This window comes from Chryseolinea serpens, assembly GCF_900129725.1.
Taxonomy (GTDB): domain Bacteria; phylum Bacteroidota; class Bacteroidia; order Cytophagales; family Cyclobacteriaceae; genus Chryseolinea; species Chryseolinea serpens.
In genome coordinates, this window is the sequence record NZ_FQWQ01000005.1 from 349,979 (window position 1) to 365,710 (window position 15,732).

Genomic DNA, 15,732 nt, shown 5'->3' on the forward strand with positions numbered 1-15,732 from the left:
ATGAATAAAATGTTAGCTACCGCGCTTCTAGGCCTGAGTCTTTGTCTGGGCTCCGGAAAAACGCTGGCCATGACGGCCGTCGAACACATGACGTTCCTTTCGGGACAGGAAGAAACCTTGTCGTTGAAATACCTGAGTTATATGAGCGAGGTCGCCCATGGTGCGCGGGCCCGCAAGATGGAAAAGCGACGCCAGGAACTGATCGCCGCCGTGCGCTCCGCTATCCGCGAAGGCAACAAGCTCAGACCGTTCGAGGGCGATGCATCCCTCCGCAATGCGTATGTAAACTACTGGACGGTGTTGCTTTCAATTTTCAATGAAGACTACGGCAAGATCATCGACATGGAAGAAGTGGCCGAGCGCTCTTACGACGCGATGGAAAGCTATTTGCTCCTGCAAGACAAGGTGGACGAGAAACTGAAAGAAGCCTACAATAAAGTGCCCGAAGCCTACCAGACGTTTGCGGCAAGCCACAACGTGCAGCTCACGCAAGGCCAGAGCACGAAGTTGGATCGCAAGCTCAACGAAACCAGCAAGGTCAACAACTATGCCCGACAACTCTTCCTCATCAGCTTCAAGAGCAGCGTGCAGGAAAGCAACATGATCGATGCCCTGAACAAAGCCGATTTGAACGGCATGGAGCAAAGCAAGAATGCGTTGAAGATGTATTCGGAAGAAGGTCTTACCCGCCTCGATACGTTGAAGCCCTATAACGGCGACGGGTCCCTGGTCACCGCCTGTCGCAAGGTCCTGGAGTTTCAGAAGAATGAATCATCGCGTTTCTCCGTGCTGTCCGACTATATGCTGAAGCGCGACGAGTTTGAAAAAATTAAAAAAGCCTTCGACGCCAAGCCAGCCGCCAGCCGCAAACAGGCTGATGTAGATGCCTACAACAAAAGTCTCGATGCCATGAACAAAGGCATAGCGGAATATAACAAAGTGAACGACGAGCTAAACAAAGGACGCGACAAGGTGATGCAAAACTGGGAGGCTACCCGCAAGCGTTTTTTGGATCAACACATTCCGCATAAATAAAACAGCATCGCTCACGCCAGGTGGGAAGGCGTTTTACCCGTCCATCGCTTAAACGCCCGCGAGAACGCACTCAGTTCGTTATAGCCCAGCATGTGCGAGATCTCTTTGATGGGATGATCACCCTTCTTTACATATTCCACGGCCAGCGCCTTCCGCACGGCATCGGCCAGTTCCTGGAATGTGACATTTTCTTCTTTTAATTTTCGCTGCAGGCTCCGCGTACTCACGTTGAAATTAGCAGCCACATCGTCCAGCGAAAGAATGCCGAGGTAGGCATTGGCCATGAGATATTCGTGGATTCGGTTTTGCAAACTCGGCTTTGATTTCAATGCCGGTGCGCCGCGATTCACCGTTTTGAGCAAAAGACTTTGCAATTCGTAGTTCGCTGTTAAAATCGGTTCACTCCAATAGCGTTTGTCAAACTCCAAGGCATAAGCCTCGCCCTTGCGCGAAGGCTTGCAACGCAGCACCCTCTCATATTCCGCAAGGTCGGTACCAGTCCGATGGGGAAATTTTACTGAAGCAGGCTGGATCTTCACCAGCAGCAAACCATCCAGTTCGTGTATGATGAAGACCATGAGCATGTCGCGCAGTTGAGTGAAGAGAAAGGGCCACGCTTGCTCCGCTTGAGGACGCGGCACGAGTTCGATGCTGAATGTTTTTGAACCATGCTTCACGTTCATGGTGAACAAGTCGGTCACGAGTGAGCTGAGCGAGTTGGCGATCGTCAATGCGTCGCCCACAGTGTTGCTGGCTTGGATGATCTGTCCCACCACGCCGAGTGCGGCAAGTTGGAGCGATTCACCAAAATGCAAACCAAACAGCGGGTCGTCGCAAAGGCGGCTGGCGTGTAGCCAGAGATCGCTGGTTTGTTTTGGTGTCAGTGCCGCTGCGTTTCCTTTTTGCAGCGCCTCCAGGTTCACGTGCGCGAGCTTGCACAAGGTCTGTGGCGATACACCTTTCTGCACGGCATAGCCGAGCAGGCTGAGAATAAATTGTCGTTGATGTGCTTCCATGCCGTAAAAGTAGTCTTCCGGTCAACATCCTTTTTATCGTTTTTCAATCTGGCGCGAAAGGGTAACCGAATGGCGCCTAAAGGTAAACGTCGCGTTGACGTGGCGCCATACTTTTGTCTTATAAATTTTTCAATCACCAAAAAACAATACAACTATGTTAACACTTAGAAATGTTCTCCTCATCAATGCCGTAAGCTCCGGTGCCACCGGCCTTCTTCTGGTTTTGTTTTCTGATTTCTTTGCCGGTCTCTTTGGCATCGAAAGCATATCACCCTTTTTGGAAACCGGGATCTTCCTGTTGGCCTTTGCCGGTTTTGTGTTTTACGAAGGTCGTCGAAGCAGTATAAACATCAGCCGCATCCGCCTCATCATCGCCTTGGACACGATCTGGGTAGTGGCCAGTGTCGTGTTGCTGGGACTGCAGTCCGTGACGATCACGGTGATCGGCAACTTGCTCATCGCAGCCGTAGCGCTGTGGGTAGCGGGTATGGCGATCCTGCAATTCAGAGGCTTGAAACAAATCACCGCTTAATCCCACCGGCCATGAAAAAGATAAATGCCTTTATTTTCCTGATGACCTGTGTGGTATTTCAGCACTATGCCCAGCAACCGGCAACGCCTCCCCAACCCGATCAAGTGGTTCGCGAATTTCTCTTTGGCGTACAGCAACACGATCGCGAAAAAGTAAAGTCCATGCTGCATCCCCAGGTGCAATGGGAACAACCCGGCAACAACCGTCTATCCGGAACCAAAAAATCAGCGGAGGAAGTCATGGAGATGGGCCGCATCATGGGCGAATGGTCCGAGCGAACGCTGCGGCTCGCCTCTATCGAACAATGCGGCACAAACGGCAACACCGTGGCCGTACGCCTCCGCTGGACCGCTGCGCAACCTACGGGAAAAGTGCTCGATGTCGGCAATGTCGATATCTATACCGTGGAGAATGGAAAGATCACACACGCCAGGATTTATTCGGAGGATATTTTTCAGGAGGATAGGTTTTGGGGGAAGTGAGGAATTAGGAGCCAGAATCCAGGAGCCGGGAGTCAGAATTTTTGTGAGTCAGAGTTCTAGGGTTGGAATTGGGGGAGGGGCTGCTGAGAAGGCTTTGTTGGTGGGACACCAACAAAGGGGCGGGGGGGTTTTCTTTGAGGGGATGGATTTTTGAATGCGCTTGGCGTCAGAATACAGTGTAAGAAGATTGTGAGACTGAGGTAGCCGCGAATTTTTAGAGGGGAGTTGTAGGTAGTCCTTATTCTGAATCTAGTTTGTTTTGAATCAGGGTGACGTTGTCGCCCTGATTTTTTTTACGCGTCTGACAAAACCCGGCCTTTAGCCTAGGTAATTTGTGAGTAATATCTTGAATAACCCCGGACTTTAGTCCGGGGTACAGGCACCTACTTATGACGGGCTTTAGCCCTGACTTTCCCTCCGTATGTACGCTGTCTGCCCAATCATCGGCGTGGTCAGGGCTAAAGCCCGTGATTAGATATGGCTTGTATTCCCCGGACTGAAGTCCGGGGTTACTCATTTTCTCCTCGAAAGATGTGTGCCTAGACTAGGCGTTTAGGCCGGGATAATACAATCCAGCTAAGAAGGGCTTTGTCCTGACCTGTCCTTCGCTACGCCCTCCATTAACCAGTCAAACCCACCGACTCCATCTTCCAAAAGTTGCGATTGTTCATTAACTTGGTGATCATACGTTCTCCACCCTAAACCCAGTTGCAGGCATGGACAAATTTTTTCACATCCGGATGCTCATGGGCATCCTCCTTGGGTTGAGCATTACGCACTTGTTGAAAGGTCTTGTCAAATTTGTGGAGCATCCTGGGAAGGTGAAGGCATACTGGATCCATTTGTTGTGGGTCTTTTATTTGTTCCTTCTCATCACGCATTTCTGGTGGTGGGAGTTTTCGTTGCACACGATCACGAGCTGGAATTTTCTCAGCTACTTCTACCTCATCGTCTATACGGCGTTCTTTTTTGTCAATGCCTCTTTGCTGTTCCCCGAGCAGATCAACGACTATACAGGCTACGAGGATTATTTCTACTCGCGTCGCCGGTGGTTTTTTGGTGCGCTTGGGTTTACGTTTTTGTTGGATATTATCGATACGTTGTTAAAAGGCGTTAATCACCTGACGCATTTGGGCTACGAGTATCTTGCCTATATTTTCCTGCATGTCATCGGCTGCCTGTTGGCGATGAAGGTGCGCGATGAAAGATTTCATGGTGCGTTTGTTATTGTCGTGATCATCTATCAAATCGTTTTCATCTACCGGCTGTACTTTACTTTGGGATAGTGATCGAACCTAATTCCCGGTTCCATTACCCGGCGCCTTAGCAACACCCATTTTTTTCAAAACCAAATCTGAAATATCCAGGATCGGATCACCATACAGCAACATACGGCCTCCGCCGGTTTGATCGCTGAAAATAAGTTGGAAGCCGTTTTCCTTGGCAACCTCCTCAATGGTTTTTCCGATTTTTGCATATACGGGCTCGATCAATTGCGTCTGCTTTTTTTCCAGTGTGGTCTGCGCGTCTTGCTGAAGGATCTCCAGGTTTTCCTGCAATTGTTGCAATTCGCGTTGCGTATTGTTGCGGACGGCTTCGGGAGCGGTCGGACCTACTTTTATAAAGTCGGCGTATTTCTTTTTCAACTCTTCATTCTTGGCCTGGATCTGATTCTCCAGTTGCTTTTGCAACGACTGCAAGGTGGACTCTATTTGGCGGGTTTCCGGAAGCTGGCTTAGGATGTACTCCACCCGGGCGAAACCGGATTTAGCGGCACTGGGCTGCGCGCTGGTGGCGAATGCCATGAGCAGGCCTATGAATAGGAAGGTGAGTTTCTTAAAAAACGATGAGGCTTTCATGGGATCGGGGGGTTTAGGTTGATCTATAAACGAGAGATGATGCGATCCGTCAAAAAGTTTTAGACGCCAGGTGTCCATTCATGGACTCCGAACGTCCGAAAAGAATACGACGGCGTGCAGCGGGTGAGGTAGAGACGGGATTTCGCGTGCTGAACGGCCATTCATGAATTGGCATGCATCTTGAATGGAGGTGTTCAGCGATTAGTTTAGGTTGGATGATACATTCATCCGGGGCTTCGAACGAAAGTTCGGAGCCTTTTTTTATTTTCTCGCGCCGCACAAACAATGTTGTGTTCCTGACCGATGTCGTGCGGGCGAGATTGTGTATGCGTATCTTCGTGGAATGGATCCCATCTCCGGCCAAACCCGAAACTACCTATGGACATGCTGACCAAAATTGCCGACGGTCGTACAGACTTAGTGTTCGATTTCGTTGCACAAGATCACGCCGCCACGTTCGCGGACAGTCGTGGCACTTCTCTTATGGCGTGGTGCGCCTACTATGGTGATGTGAGTGCTATAAAATTTCTGCTATCGAAAGGAGCATCGCTGTCCGATCTTGGACCGAACTATGATTTGAACGGCGCGGCCTTTCACGGTCATTGGAGACTCTGCCAATTTTTATTGGAACAAGGCGCGGAGGCGAACCATCCGCTGCCCGACACCGGCGAGACGCCGCTACATGCCGCTTTGTGTAAAGCCAACCGGCAACCCTACAACATCGTGGTGGAGGTGCTGTTGTCGAAGGGAGCAGATCCTAACCGGCGCACAAAGCCCCGCGTGGAAACCGGTTGCTTCATGCGCGACGTGTGGACGAAGGAGGAGACACCGTTGCACCGCGCGGCAGCATTCGGAGACGCTACGGTGATCCAAATGTTGCTGGATGCCGGCGCCGACAAAACGGTGAAAGACATGCACGGCGAGTCGCCGTTGAGTTGGGCCAGTTGGCATTTGCGCCCGGGAAACATTCTCGCGTTGCTGGCGTATGGCGAGCACACCATTCACCCGGGCCACATCCGGAGCAACGTTAGCGATCATGGTTTGGGATGGGGCAATGGGATGGAGGTGAATCTCCTGGGGAAGGCACACTTGTAAAAACTATAGTGACGCAAAAGGTGGGAATTTATTCGTGAACAGAAAACGCCCTGAAGGGTTAAAGCGTTAATGTCGTAAATTGAACGAATAGCATTTTATAATTTTCACTTTAATCTGATCACCATGAGCGCTCCCCTGATTGTAAAAAGTTCGATCACCATTCACGCTTCCGCCACCAAGGTTTGGGATGTATTGACCAAGCCGGAATATACTGAACAGTACATGTTCGGTTGCACCATCGACTCCGACTGGAAGATCGGCGGGCCCTTTCTTTGGAAAGGTGTATTCGATGGAAAGGAAGTGGTGGCCGTGAAAGGCACACTCGTGACAAAGGACGACGACCGGCTCCTGGCCTACACAACGTTCGACCCCAACACGCCGATGGAAGACATCCCTGCGAACTACACCACCGTGACCTATGCCCTGCAACCGCACGAGGATGAAATGTTACTCACGGTGACCCAAGGCGACTTCGCGAACGTGGCCGAGAGCGAGCGGCGCTACAAGGAAACCTACAACAACGGCGAGGGTTGGAACCCGATCCTGGTTCAGATCAAAGCTTTGGCGGAAGCGCAGTAAAAGTAATTTGCGACGCGAGCCCGAAGAAAAATCACGAGCGGGCACAAGCTGCTTCAAGTGGTCTCATTAGTTTGTTTTACGCATTTGACGGCGTTTCAATCGATTTAATTTAGGATGATGTTGGTATCTGTAGAATAAATTTCTTTACTTAAGCGCTTCAAAGTCAATCAAAAGGGCCAACGGATGGATATGGAGCTGAAGAAATGGGACGCGATGCGCGGCGGTGACGGAGAGGCTTTTGCCTGGCTCTATGCAAAATATTTTAAGCTGCTCTACAACTACGGAAGAAAGATCGGCGCCGGCGATGCTGCGTTGCAAGATGCCATCCACGATCTGTTTGTGGACCTGTGGCGCTTCCGTGATAATCTTTCCGAAACCACTTCCGTTCGCTTCTACCTCTATCGTTCCATTCGCCGGAGACTGGTTCGAAACGATACATCGCGTTCTTTCTTTACGGCCGACGGCATTGTGATCGAAGATGCCCTGCAGGTATCCACACCTTCGCTGGAAGAAAACCTGATCGATGAAGAAAAACAAAACCAGCGGCTCAACCGGCTCAAGAAACTCCTGAACGATTTAACGCCCCGCCAATATGAAGCCCTGGTGCTGCGGTTCTATGATGAGCTGTCGTTCGAGGACATCGGGTCCATCTTGCAGGTGAATGAACAATCGGCGCGCAACCTCGTGCAGCGCGGCCTGGCGCAGATGAAGCAGTATGCCAAATACGTGATCTCGCTTTGTTGCCTGTTTCTTTTCTGAATCCCTTCTTTTCAAATCCATCTTTCCCGTTGCCGCAAGCCGGCTTTTTCCTCATTTAATGGCCATCCCAGGCCGTAAAATTATTTTCAGCAGAAAGTGAGTTAAATCCCGCAATCGTTGCTTTTGGTATATAAATCGTTTGAAAAGGGAACGGTTTTTTATCAAAATGAAGCACTACGAAGGATATACAGCCGACGAATTTGCCAGCGATGACGACTTCATTCGTTGGGTAACGGCCCCGGGGACGCGCCCGGACCTGGACAAGTTCTGGAAGGAATGGATCGCCACGCACCCGGCACAGATGGACGAGATCGAAGAAGCGCGCCTCATGATCCAGGCCGTGATGGAAGAACCCCAATTCCTGCCCGACCAGGACTTGCAAGACAAGGTCTGGCAGCGCATCCGCCAAACCGCGCAAGTTCCCGAACCGGCACCCCTGCCGGTAAGTTTGTGGAGTCATTGGTACAGCAAAGCGGCAGCGGTCGCCATCATTCTTGGACTGGGATGGTGGGTATCGCACCATTCGCGCACCTTTCACATGACGAACGTCAAAATAGCCCAGGGCGATGGCGTAGTCCTTAAAACAAAAGAGAACGACACCTCGCTGCCGATCACCATCGAGCTGGACGACCAAAGCATTGTCGTGTTGCAACCGGGAAGCCAACTTCAATATCCGGAACATTTCAAAAAAGGTGTGCGTGAAGTAGACCTGGTGGGAGAAGCATTTTTTGAAGTAAAGAAAGATCCGGACCGGCCTTTCCTGGTATACACCGACGAGATCGTCACGCGTGTGCTGGGAACAAGCTTCACGGTTCGAAACTACCCGGCCGATGTGCGGGTGAGTGTGAAGACCGGAAAGGTGTCGGTGTTAAAAGATTCGAATAGCGGCGATCCCCAGGAAGCCAATGGCACCGTCGAGGGCGTGATCCTCACCCCAAACCAGCAGGTCGTGTATGCGCGTCAGGAAAAAAAGATGACCAAGTCGTTGGTGGAAGACCCCAACGTGCTGACCCCGGTGGCGAAGCAAGAGTTTGAATTTACGGATACCTCGGTCGCCACGGTGTTTCAGGCCATCAAAGATGCCTATGGCGTGGAGATCGTCTACGACGAGCAGGTGCTGGCCAATTGCCACCTCACTGCGTCACTCACCGATGTTTCCCTGCACGACAAGCTATCGCTCATCTGCAAGGCCATCAATGCCACCTATGCCATCATCGATTCGCACATTGTGATCTACGGAAAAGGATGCGCCAATCCTTAAAAAATACTACCCATCCTAAACCAGAAAAGAAATGCCTATGAAAATATAGATACTTCCCAAAAAAAGAAACCGGCGGTGCTCGAACACCACCGGTTCAAAAAGCCACCACCGTCATCCGAGGGATGAAAGGGGGCATTGTCTATCCGTCGTAAACACATCAAGACAAACATTCAAAAGTATGAAAAAAGAACGTCATGTTCATGGACAGCTATTGTTCATTATGAGGGTCTCCTGTCTTTATCTATTCTCCGTAATCGCCTTCTTCGGCATGGCCCACGCCGCCGATGGCAATGCACAAGTGCTGGAACGCAAGGTTTCCGTTCGCCTGGAGAACGTTTCTCTCCGCGAAGCGCTCCAGAAGATCGAAAGCGTCTCCGACGTAAAATTCTTATACCAGCCCCAGATCATCGCCGCTTCCGAAAAAGTGAACCTCACGTTCACAGACGAACGCCTGGCCGACGTGCTGAAAAAACTCCTGGATCCGCTGGCCATCCGGTTTGAATCGGAAGGCAACCAGATCGTGCTCATGAAGCAACCGCGCGGCGCACTCGAAGTAGAGCCCGGGCCGCAGGATAACAAACAACCCTTTGAAGTCCAGATCAGCGGTACGATCACCGACGACCTGGGCCAACCTTTACCCGGTGTAAATATTCTCGTGAAGGGAACAACGCTGGGAACGACTTCCGATGCCGAGGGAAAATTTTCGCTTTCGGTTGCGGATGAGAATTCTGTGCTGGTGTTTACCTTCATTGGCTTCTTATCACAGGAAGTGCAAGTAGGGCAACGCACCAACCTCAGCGTGCAGATGATGCCCGACGTTACTTCGTTGTCAGAAATTGTGGTGGTGGGATACGGTGAAATAAAAAAATCGGATGTCACCGGTTCCCTTTCTTCTGTGAAAGGTGAAGAATTGAACGCCTACCCCTCGAACAACATGATGCAATCGCTCTCCGGCCGCGCTACCGGTGTACAAGTTTCACAAACTACAGGTGCGCCGGGTGCGTCGATAAGCGTGCGCGTGCGGGGAACCAACTCCGTGCAGGGCTCCAACGAGCCGCTTTATGTGGTGGATGGATTTCCCTATTCCAGCAACCCCACGCTTTTGAACAACTCCGACATCGAGTCCATCGAGATTTTGAAGGATGCGTCGGCCACCGCCATCTACGGTTCGCGCGGTGCAAACGGTGTGGTGCTCATCACCACCAAGCGCGGCAAGGCCGGCAAGACCACGGTGGATTATGATGGTTACTATGGGTTCCAGAAGATCCGCAAGAAAATCGACATGATGAACGCGCAGGAGTATGCGCAATTCTACAATGAACAGGCCGCCAACGATGGGCTGGCCCCGCACTTCACCCAGGACCAGATCAACGGCTTTGGAAAAGGCACCGACTGGCAGGACGTAGCCCTGCGCACAGCGCCCATACAAAACCATTCCATCACCGTAAACGGCGGAGGGGAGAGCACAAAGTTCTCCATTTCCGGAAGCAACTTTAACCAATCCGGTATCATCATCGGGAGCGACTATGTGCGCAACTCGCTTCGCGCCAACATCAGCACCGACATCAGCAAGAAATTCAAGTTGGATCTCAGCACCATCCTGAGCCGCATCGATTCGGATCGCAAAAATTCAGGCAAGGGTAACCGGGGTGGTTCATTGATCTCGGCCATGTTGTCGGGCTATCCTACTTTTTCACCGTACAACGCCGACGGCACCTATACAAACCTTTCCACGGCCTACTCCTGGGGTTCGAACGTGATCACCAACCCGCTGAACTTTATCGAACAACAATCCGACTTCATTCGCTCGAATAAAGTGCTGGCCAATGGTGCGGTCACGTACAAGGTTTTGGATGGTCTTTCCATCAAGATCTCTGGCGGCATTGAAAATACCGACGACCGCAATGATTTGTATACGACCAAGAAATATGTGAACTCCACCGGTTCGGCTACGATCAATACGCAGCAGGCCACCAGCGTGCTGAACGAGAACACGATCAGTTATGTGAAGGAGTTTAATAATCACTCCATCTCAGCGGTGGCAGGATTTACCTATCAGAACTACAAGGCCACACAACTCAACACTTCCGCCAGCGGGTTCGTGAGCGACGTTCAGCAATCATACGACATCGGAGCAGGCGCCACACAGGGCGTTCCTTTTTCATCGTTCACCGAATGGACATTGTTGTCCTACCTGGCACGGGTGAACTATGGATTCAAAGGAAAATACCTGGCCACGGTCAGCTTCCGCGCCGACGGTTCTTCGCGCTACACCGATGGACAAAAGTGGGGAAGTTTCCCCTCTGCATCCCTTGCCTGGCGTGTGTCGGAAGAGGAGTTTATGCAGAACATTCGCGTGATCTCCAACCTCAAGCTCCGTGGCGGATATGGTGAGACCGGTAGCACGGCGATCGATCCTTATTCAACACTAAACCAATTGACATCGGGTAAAGCTGTTTTTGGCGATGCCTTGACAACCTATTACGCACCCACCAACCGTTTAGCGGGGCCCCTGAAATGGGAAACCACCGCACAGACGGACATCGGATTGGACCTTGGTCTCTTCCAGAATCGCGTCAACTTTTCAGCTGACTTTTATGTGAAGAACACGCGCGACCTGCTCAACACTGTGCCGCTCGCCTCGTCGTTGGGATATTCCTATACGATTCAAAATGTAGGAAAGACACAGAACAAAGGGATCGAACTTGCCCTCGGCGGTGTAGCATTGGAAGGACCTTTCCGTTGGGATCTCTCGGCTAACATTTCATTCAACAGAAACAAAGTGGTGAAATTGTATGGTGGCAATGATGTGTTGGGTGCCCCCATCGATATTTCGGTGGTCAACGATAACATCAATATTCTGAGAGAAGGCCAACCGATCGGTTCATTCTTTGGCTATGTGGAAAAGGGATATGACAACACCGGTCGGATCGTATACGAAGATTTTAACGGCAACGGCACCCGCGACATCGGCGACAAGCGCATCATTGGAAATCCGAATCCTAATTTTGTCTACGGTTTCAATTCCACCATGTCGTACAAGAACTTTGAACTGAATATTTTTATTCAGGGCACGCAGGGTAACGATATCTTCAACCTGAGCGCGGTCAACCAGACCCTCGATTATGGTCAGGCACTGAACATGCCACGCGATGTGTATGAAAACCATTGGACTCCGGAAAACCCTACAGCAAAATACCCCGTGATCAGCAGGACCTCACAGACGCAGGTGTCGAACCGCTTTGTGGAAGACGGCTCTTACCTGCGCGTCAAGAATATCCAGTTGAGCTATAATCTGCCGGTGTCGGTGCTGGAATTGCACTGGCTGCGGAAAGCACAGATCTATGTCAGCGGCCAGAACCTGCTCACGCTTACCGGCTATTCGTGGTATGACCCGGAAGTCAATTCCTATGGAGGTGTCAGTGGTGCCAATTCCATCCAGCTTGGCATCGACCACTACAGCTACCCGACGGCAAAGACGATGACGGTGGGATTGCGACTTGGATTTTGATCGTAACAACATTAAAAGACATTTATCATGAAGAAAATATTTCTATACCTGTTGACCGCTACGCTCCTTGTGGGTTGCAGCGACGTGTTGGAAGAACATCCCAAGTCTCTTTCGGCTGAAGTTTTTTACAACACGGTGGATGAGGCTACCGCTGCCGTAAATGCAATTTATGGACCCATGCGTACAGACGGTGGGTTGAGCACGAACTACCCGGCCCAATTGGAAGGCTTGGCTGACTATGGCAACTCACGTGGAAGTCAAACGCCGGTGAGCTTGTATCAAGGTTTGGATAACACGAACATCACCCGTGTGGGCGCCATCTGGGATAACTTCTATCAGTCGATCCGCAATGCCAACATTGTGATCAAGAATGTACCCAATGGCAAGGAGATCACAGCTGCGCAAGCCGCACCCATCGTAGGCGAAGCGAAATACCTTCGCGCGCTCATTTACTTTGCCATGGTGCGCAACTGGAATGGGGTGCCCCTGCGCACGGAAGAAAACATGCTGGAACCCAACATCCCGCGTGCCAGTGTAGACGATGTATATGCGTTGATCATCAAGGATGCATTGGAAGCAGAAAGCACGCTGCCCGACGTGGCAGCGCAACCCGGCAAGCCCACAAAGTGGGCTGCGAAAACATTGCTCTCGGAAGTATATTTGACCCGCGGCGATTGGGCGAATGCACGCGACAAAGCTGCCGAAGTGATCGCCTCTGGCAAGTACAGCCTGGTGCCCGTTTCTACGTCGGAAGATTTTCAGAAGATCTATGGCCCCGAAGTGGTGTCGACCTCTGAAGAAGTTTTCTATTTCAAATACTCGCGTCAGCAAGGGTTTGGGTTGGTCAATTATGCACACCGCGCCACGGCGCAGTATAAATATTACGGTCCTGGCGGCGTGTATGCGCAGTACACGGATTCGGCGGCCAACTCGGTGATCAAAAACTGGAGTAAGAACGACCTGCGCAAGGCACACATTCTTTACAATGTCGACATAGGATTGGGAGCCAACACCTGTTTGTACAGGAAGTACAGAGATCCGATCGCCACAAGTTTAGGAGGAGCCGGTAACGATTTCCCCTGGTATCGCTATGCCGATGTGTTGTTGTTCCATGCCGAAGCCGAAAGCCGTGCCAATGGTGGCCCCACTGCCGCTGCCCTGGAAAGCCTGAACAAAGTACACCGCAGAGCCTACGGCTATGACGCCAACGCCGTATCTTCTGTAGACCTGGTGCTGACCGATTACGACGCCACGACGTTTGTCGACAAAGTGGTAGAGGAACGCGGCTACGAAACCATGTATGAAGGCAAACGCTGGCTCGACCTGAAGCGCCTGGGCATTGCTAAGCAACGCATCAAGGAAGTGAAAGGAATCGACGTGGCCGAGAAACACATGTCGTGGCCGATCCCGAACTCCGAGATGCTGTACAACAAGGCGCTGACAGCCGCTGATCAGAACACAGGATATTGATAAAAGAAAATAGTTAGTTGGGTTGAGATGAGCAGCGCGCGGAGGCTTGATGCATAGGGAGCCGATGCGCGCCTCATCATACTTACACTACTTCACTTTTTAAAAACATAACATGGCGATCAAAAGACTATTGTATGTGATCGTGGGCGTATGGCTCATGCACACCCCGGGCCTGGCACAAACAAAAATTCAGGTAGACATCTGTGTTTATGGCGGAACCTCTGCCGGGGTCATCGCCGCCTACACGGCGCAAAAGCTGGGCAAGAAAGCCCTGCTCATCGAACCCGGGAAACATTTGGGCGGGATGAGTTCGGGTGGACTAGGGTATACCGACATCGGGAACAAATACGCCATCACCGGCCTGGCCCGCGACTTCTATCGCCGTGTGGGCCGTCACTATGGAAAATTTGAACAGTGGACGTTCGAACCGCATGTGGCAGAAGATATTTTTAAAGAGTACGTAAAGCAGGGGTCGATCACGGTGCTCTATGAAAGCCAGCTGAAGGAAGTAAAGAAAGAAGGCAACCGCATCACGGCGATCGTCTTGGAGAACGCCGGCAATCCATCCTTACCCAACACCATTGTTGAAGCCAAGATGTTCATGGACTGCGGCTATGAAGGCGACCTCATGGCCAAGGCTGGGGTGGACTATGTGGTGGGCCGTGAAGACAACAAGGACTTCCAGGAGACCATCAACGGCATCCAGGTGCAACATGGGCATCAATTTCCGGATCATGTTGACCCGTATAAGATCCCCGGCAAACCCGAGAGTGGGTTGCTGTGGGGCATCAGCAACGCATCGCTGCTTCCGGCCGGCACGGGCGATAAATCTGTGCAGGCCTACAACTATCGCATTTGTCTCTCGACCGATCCGGCCAACCAGGTGAAGATCACCAGGCCTGCCGGATATGATTCAACCCAATACGAACTCTTAGTGCGCCTGTTCCAGGCCACGCCGGAAAAACGCACGTTGAACGACTACTTCATCGTGAGTCGCATGCCCCACCAAAAAACAGACATCAACAACCGCGGTGGATTTTCGACAGACATGATTGGCATGAACCACGGCTATCCCGAAGGGAGTTATGCCGAACGTCAACGCATCATAAAAGATCACGAACGCTACACGAAAGGCCTGTTGTATTTTTATGGACACGATCCGCGTGTACCCAAAGCGTTGCAAACCGAGATGCTGAAATACGGCTACCCCAAAGATGAATACACCGACAACGGCAACTGGTCACCCCAACTCTACGTGCGGGAGGCCCGTCGCATGGTGGGCAGTTATGTGATGCACCAGGCGAACTGCGTGGGAGCAGAAGTGGTGAAGGATGGTGTGGGCATGGCGGCCTATGGAATGGACTCGCACAATTGTCAGCGCCTGATCATAGACGGCCAGGTGAAGAACGAAGGAAACGTTGAGGTAGGAGTTTTTGGTCCCTATCCGATTGCCTACGGGTCGATCGTGCCGAAAGCCGCACAATGCGGAAATCTCTTTGTGCCCGTTTGCCTTTCGGCGACACACATTGCCTACGGCTCGATCCGCATGGAGCCCGTGTTCATGGTGCTGGGACAATCTTCTGCCGTCGCCGCTGCGATGGCCATCGATGCGCGCACCGACATCCAGAACATCGACATTGCCAAGCTTCAACAACAATTGAAATCCAATCCGCTCGCCGATGGCAAGATCATGGACATCTTGGTAGATAACGACGACACGCAACACGTTACGCATACCGGAACCTGGATAACGGAAACCAAAGGTGGCTACGGCCCCTCATTTCTCCAAGCCAATGTAACGGCCGCAACAGCCGAAAGCACCGTGCGCTTCACCCCTGATATTCCGAAAAACGGAAGCTACACCGCCTACCTTTACATCCCCAAAGTGAAAACCCTTTCCTCGGAGAGTAAAGTGACCGTATTCGATGGCAAGAACAAAAAGGAAGTCGTCATCAAGGCTTCGGATGTAGTCGTGGAAGGACAGACTTCGGGTGAGTGGGTATCGCTGGGCACGTATACATTGCCGAAGGGTACGACAGCGTCTGTCGAGCTTTCCACACGCCAGGCCGACGGAACGGTGGTGGCCGATGCCGTCATCTTTGTGCCATCCCAGGCCGGCGCTTCCAAATAGAC

13 protein-coding genes are annotated in these 15,732 nt (G+C 51.6%); 11 read left to right on the top strand and 2 right to left on the bottom strand.

The annotated features are described in order from the left end of the window. Positions 1 to 1,035, top strand: a complete 1,035-nt coding sequence (locus tag BUB30_RS29505; RefSeq protein ID WP_073141844.1) for an LIC11966 family surface protein — start codon at positions 1 to 3, stop codon at positions 1,033 to 1,035. Positions 1,036 to 1,046: 11 nt separating this feature from the next. On the opposite strand, the gene BUB30_RS29510 is transcribed toward BUB30_RS29505, so the two are convergent. Next, the gene (locus BUB30_RS29510; RefSeq protein ID WP_073141846.1) at positions 1,047 to 2,051 is read right to left on the bottom strand and encodes an AraC family transcriptional regulator; all 1,005 of its coding nucleotides are present in this window, start codon (positions 2,049 to 2,051) and stop codon (positions 1,047 to 1,049) included. 154 nt (positions 2,052 to 2,205) lie between these two features. On the opposite strand from BUB30_RS29510, the gene BUB30_RS29515 reads away from it, so the two are divergent. The 3 genes from BUB30_RS29515 (at position 2,206) to BUB30_RS29530 (ending at position 4,351) form a co-directional block, all read left to right on the top strand. Further along, complete coding sequence (locus tag BUB30_RS29515; RefSeq protein ID WP_073141848.1) at positions 2,206 to 2,583, top strand: hypothetical protein; 378 nt, start codon at positions 2,206 to 2,208, stop codon at positions 2,581 to 2,583. A gap of 11 nt (positions 2,584 to 2,594) precedes the next feature. Next, entirely contained in the window at positions 2,595 to 3,065 is a 471-nt protein-coding gene (locus BUB30_RS29520; protein WP_245804198.1) for a nuclear transport factor 2 family protein, read from the top strand. Between the two features lie 716 nt (positions 3,066 to 3,781). Beyond that, on the top strand, positions 3,782 to 4,351 hold the full coding sequence (locus tag BUB30_RS29530; protein WP_073141852.1) for a hypothetical protein: 570 nt from the start codon (positions 3,782 to 3,784) through the stop codon (positions 4,349 to 4,351). A 9-nt stretch (positions 4,352 to 4,360) separates the two neighbouring features. Here BUB30_RS29530 and BUB30_RS29535 read toward each other — a convergent pair whose 3' ends face one another. After that, positions 4,361 to 4,924: an OmpH/Skp family outer membrane protein gene (locus tag BUB30_RS29535; protein WP_178377227.1), complete on the bottom strand. Its 564-nt coding sequence runs from the start codon at positions 4,922 to 4,924 to the stop codon at positions 4,361 to 4,363. 378 nt (positions 4,925 to 5,302) lie between these two features. Between BUB30_RS29535 and BUB30_RS29540 the strand changes: the two genes are divergently transcribed. From BUB30_RS29540 to BUB30_RS29570, 7 genes are all read left to right on the top strand, one after another. Then, positions 5,303 to 6,019, top strand: coding sequence for an ankyrin repeat domain-containing protein (locus BUB30_RS29540; protein WP_073141856.1), 717 nt, complete (start codon positions 5,303 to 5,305; stop codon positions 6,017 to 6,019). Between the two features lie 123 nt (positions 6,020 to 6,142). Beyond that, on the top strand, positions 6,143 to 6,598 hold the full coding sequence (locus BUB30_RS29545) for an SRPBCC domain-containing protein (RefSeq protein ID WP_073141857.1): 456 nt from the start codon (positions 6,143 to 6,145) through the stop codon (positions 6,596 to 6,598). A 189-nt stretch (positions 6,599 to 6,787) separates the two neighbouring features. Next, complete coding sequence (locus tag BUB30_RS29550) at positions 6,788 to 7,357, top strand: RNA polymerase sigma factor (RefSeq protein ID WP_073142468.1); 570 nt, start codon at positions 6,788 to 6,790, stop codon at positions 7,355 to 7,357. A gap of 166 nt (positions 7,358 to 7,523) precedes the next feature. Continuing rightward, on the top strand, positions 7,524 to 8,618 hold the full coding sequence (locus tag BUB30_RS29555; protein WP_073141859.1) for a FecR family protein: 1,095 nt from the start codon (positions 7,524 to 7,526) through the stop codon (positions 8,616 to 8,618). Positions 8,619 to 8,796: 178 nt separating this feature from the next. Continuing rightward, on the top strand, positions 8,797 to 12,129 hold the full coding sequence (locus tag BUB30_RS29560) for a TonB-dependent receptor (protein ID WP_245804199.1): 3,333 nt from the start codon (positions 8,797 to 8,799) through the stop codon (positions 12,127 to 12,129). 27 nt (positions 12,130 to 12,156) lie between these two features. Continuing rightward, complete coding sequence (locus BUB30_RS29565; protein ID WP_073141861.1) at positions 12,157 to 13,599, top strand: RagB/SusD family nutrient uptake outer membrane protein; 1,443 nt, start codon at positions 12,157 to 12,159, stop codon at positions 13,597 to 13,599. 112 nt (positions 13,600 to 13,711) lie between these two features. Next, a complete protein-coding gene (locus BUB30_RS29570; RefSeq protein WP_073141863.1) occupies positions 13,712 to 15,730 on the top strand; it encodes an FAD-dependent oxidoreductase in 2,019 nt (672 codons plus the stop codon). Positions 15,731 to 15,732 lie beyond the last annotated feature (2 nt).

What these genes read in the sequence shown, in the direction of transcription:
- BUB30_RS29510 (WP_073141846.1), bottom strand. Translation starts at nt 2,051, where the DNA reads ATGGAAGCACATCAACGACAATTTATTCTCAGCCTGCTCGGCTATGCC.
- BUB30_RS29560 (WP_245804199.1), top strand. Translation starts at nt 8,797, where the DNA reads ATGAAAAAAGAACGTCATGTTCATGGACAGCTATTGTTCATTATGAGG.
- BUB30_RS29565 (WP_073141861.1), top strand. Translation starts at nt 12,157, where the DNA reads ATGAAGAAAATATTTCTATACCTGTTGACCGCTACGCTCCTTGTGGGT.
- BUB30_RS29520 (WP_245804198.1), top strand. Translation starts at nt 2,595, where the DNA reads ATGAAAAAGATAAATGCCTTTATTTTCCTGATGACCTGTGTGGTATTT.
- BUB30_RS29550 (WP_073142468.1), top strand. Translation starts at nt 6,788, where the DNA reads ATGGAGCTGAAGAAATGGGACGCGATGCGCGGCGGTGACGGAGAGGCT.
- BUB30_RS29540 (WP_073141856.1), top strand. Translation starts at nt 5,303, where the DNA reads ATGGACATGCTGACCAAAATTGCCGACGGTCGTACAGACTTAGTGTTC.
- BUB30_RS29535 (WP_178377227.1), bottom strand. Translation starts at nt 4,924, where the DNA reads ATGAAAGCCTCATCGTTTTTTAAGAAACTCACCTTCCTATTCATAGGC.
- BUB30_RS29515 (WP_073141848.1), top strand. Translation starts at nt 2,206, where the DNA reads ATGTTAACACTTAGAAATGTTCTCCTCATCAATGCCGTAAGCTCCGGT.
- BUB30_RS29545 (WP_073141857.1), top strand. Translation starts at nt 6,143, where the DNA reads ATGAGCGCTCCCCTGATTGTAAAAAGTTCGATCACCATTCACGCTTCC.
- BUB30_RS29555 (WP_073141859.1), top strand. Translation starts at nt 7,524, where the DNA reads ATGAAGCACTACGAAGGATATACAGCCGACGAATTTGCCAGCGATGAC.
- BUB30_RS29570 (WP_073141863.1), top strand. Translation starts at nt 13,712, where the DNA reads ATGGCGATCAAAAGACTATTGTATGTGATCGTGGGCGTATGGCTCATG.
- BUB30_RS29505 (WP_073141844.1), top strand. Translation starts at nt 1, where the DNA reads ATGAATAAAATGTTAGCTACCGCGCTTCTAGGCCTGAGTCTTTGTCTG.
- BUB30_RS29530 (WP_073141852.1), top strand. Translation starts at nt 3,782, where the DNA reads ATGGACAAATTTTTTCACATCCGGATGCTCATGGGCATCCTCCTTGGG.